Origin of the sequence: Terriglobus sp. YAF25 (genome assembly GCF_052113305.1) — a bacterium.
In the GTDB taxonomy this organism is placed as follows: Bacteria; Acidobacteriota; Terriglobia; order Terriglobales; family Acidobacteriaceae; genus Terriglobus.
The window spans coordinates 1-2,259 of sequence record NZ_JBFRCY010000731.1; the positions used below are offsets into that span (position 1 = coordinate 1).

The window sequence follows — 2,259 nt, forward strand, 5'->3', positions numbered from 1 at the left end:
GATGGGAACATCGCGCTTGGGATCGCGGCACTCTTCACTCGCGGTAGAGACGGAGTCGAAGCCGATGTAGGTGAAGAAGATGATCGAACCGCCGGCGAGCACACCAGGGAAGCCATTGGGAACGAAGGGATGATAGTTGCCTGGATGGATAAAGCTCAGGCCGAAGAAGATGAAGAGCAGGATGGCGAATATCTTCACCAGCACCATGATGTTGTTGGTCCGGGCGGATTCGCGGATGCCGCGGACAAGGATCACGGTGAGAATAAGCACAATGAGGAAGGCCGGGATATTGAAGCCGAAGTGCCAGCCCGGTTGGTAAATATCGTGTCCGGCGAGGTCCTGCAGGCCGAGTGGCAGATAGGCCGGGGAGAGCCACTTGGGATCCATCTTGATGCCGAGCCAGTCGATGAGGTCGACGACGTGCGCTGCAAAGCCGACGGAGACGCTCATGTTCGAGAAGGCGTATTCGAGGATGAGGTCCCAGCCGATGATCCAGGCGATGAGCTCGCCCAGCGTGGCGTAGGTGTAGGTGTACGCCGATCCGGCAATCGGAATCATGCTGGCGAGCTCGGCGTAACAAAGGCCGGTCAGGCCGCAGACGATGGCTACCAGAATCAGAGAGAGCGCGAGGGCAGGGCCCGCGCCCGGACGGCCGGCGACCGAGCCGTGATGCAGGATCAAGTCGATGATGGGCGAGGCCTTCCAGTCCGCGAGCTTGGAGGGATTGCCGCCGATGGCCGTTCCGATGACAGTGAAGATGCCGGAGCCAATGACGGCGCCGATGCCCAACGCGGTGAGCGAGACCGGGCCGAGTGTCTTTTTCAGGCTCCGTTCCGGGTCTTCGGACTCGGAGATAAGCTTGTCAATCGACTTGGTCGCGAAGATTTGCCGGGCCAGCGGAGTGCTCCTGCGGATGTGGTGTGGTTCAGGTTCGATTACAGCAAGATTAGAGCAATTCTCCTAATACTGTAGCTTTGGAGAGAGCATTTTCCCTGTAGGTGTAGCGTAGGGCTTCTGCATCGATGGGCGTTTTCCGCAATGAAAACGCCGCTGCGCTCCTCTTCCGGATCCCCAGTAACAGGGAAAATGCTCTAAATCTGCGAATGCCGTTTTCTTCGCAGGAAAACGGCGCAAACAGCCAAAAATCCGCCTTCACACCTTTAGGAGAAATGCTCCATCGTCTGGAGGCAATGATTCCGGACAGCAAAAAGCAAGGCCCGCCGCGTAGGCGGGCCTTGCTTCGACTACTTGTTGGAAGGTGTGTGGCTCTAGCGCTTAGACTGGCCGCGCGACAACTTCCGGAGTTTCTGCTTGTTGGAGCCGCGCGGGGTGGTGCGCTTGGCCTTGGGAGCCGCCTTCTTACGGGCAGCGCGCTTCAGTTTCTTGCGCTCTGTTGTGTCGGTAACGCTCTTGGTATTTGCCACTGTCTTCTCTCTGTTCTCTGAAAATGTTGCACGCCCAGATCGCCTGCATGCGGAACCCCGGAATACGGAACTCCTGAATACGAACCCTGGATGCGACCTAGATGCGTTCGAGCTGGGCAAACTTCTCCACCAGCTTCTTAACGCCATGCTTCGTAAATTCTACCGTAATTTTGGCGTCATCCCCCTCGCCTTCGCGCCGAACCAGGATTCCTTCCCCGTATTTGGGGTGGCGGACCCGGGTTCCGCGGGCCATTCCGGTCTTGCCGGTGGGCTCGGGGAGGTCCATCTTCGGGCGGGAGACCTTCTGGCCCCTCTGCGAGAAGAAGCTGGCGATGTTGTCTATGGAGGAGCCGGAATGGCCGCCGCCGCCACCGCTGCCGGCGCCATAGCGTTGCTGCGGACGTCCGCGGCTGCCGGACTGGTCTTCGTCCTCGTAGGAGTAGTGCCGTTCGCCCTCTTCGTAGGGATCGCGCCGCTGCTGGCCATACCGGCCGCCGCCGCTTGACCACGACGGGGTAGGCCGCGGGCTGCCTAGGTCTTCCATCAGGCGGGAGGGAATCTCCTCCAGGAACCGCGAGGGCATGCTGGCCTCGGGCATGTCATTGCCGTAGCGGCGGCGATAGCGCGCCCGGCTGATGATGAGCGTATCCATCGCTCGGGTGATGCCCACGTAGCAAAGGCGGCGCTCTTCTTCCAGACCGGTGGGGTCTTGCAGGACACGCGAGTGCGGGAAGAGCCCCTCTTCCATGCCGCAGAGGAAGACCAGCGGGAATTCGAGGCCCTTGGCGGCGTGCAGGGTCATCAGCGTGACCTTGGCGTCGGCCTGGTACTGGTC

The 2,259-nt window shown here is 60.4% G+C and carries 3 protein-coding genes; all 3 read right to left on the minus strand.

The window, feature by feature from the left end; genetic code table 11:
* The coding region (locus AB4043_RS22995; protein ID WP_442308207.1) for an amino acid permease at positions 1-885 on the minus strand (885 nt) is incomplete at its 3' end.
* A 383-nt stretch (positions 886-1,268) separates the two neighbouring features.
* Complete coding sequence (locus tag AB4043_RS23000) at positions 1,269-1,424, minus strand: hypothetical protein (protein ID WP_442301027.1); 156 nt, start codon at positions 1,422-1,424, stop codon at positions 1,269-1,271.
* A gap of 97 nt (positions 1,425-1,521) precedes the next feature.
* Positions 1,522-2,259 (minus strand): 3'-5' exonuclease (locus tag AB4043_RS23005; RefSeq protein WP_442308206.1); only part of this gene is annotated, 738 nt, incomplete at its 5' end.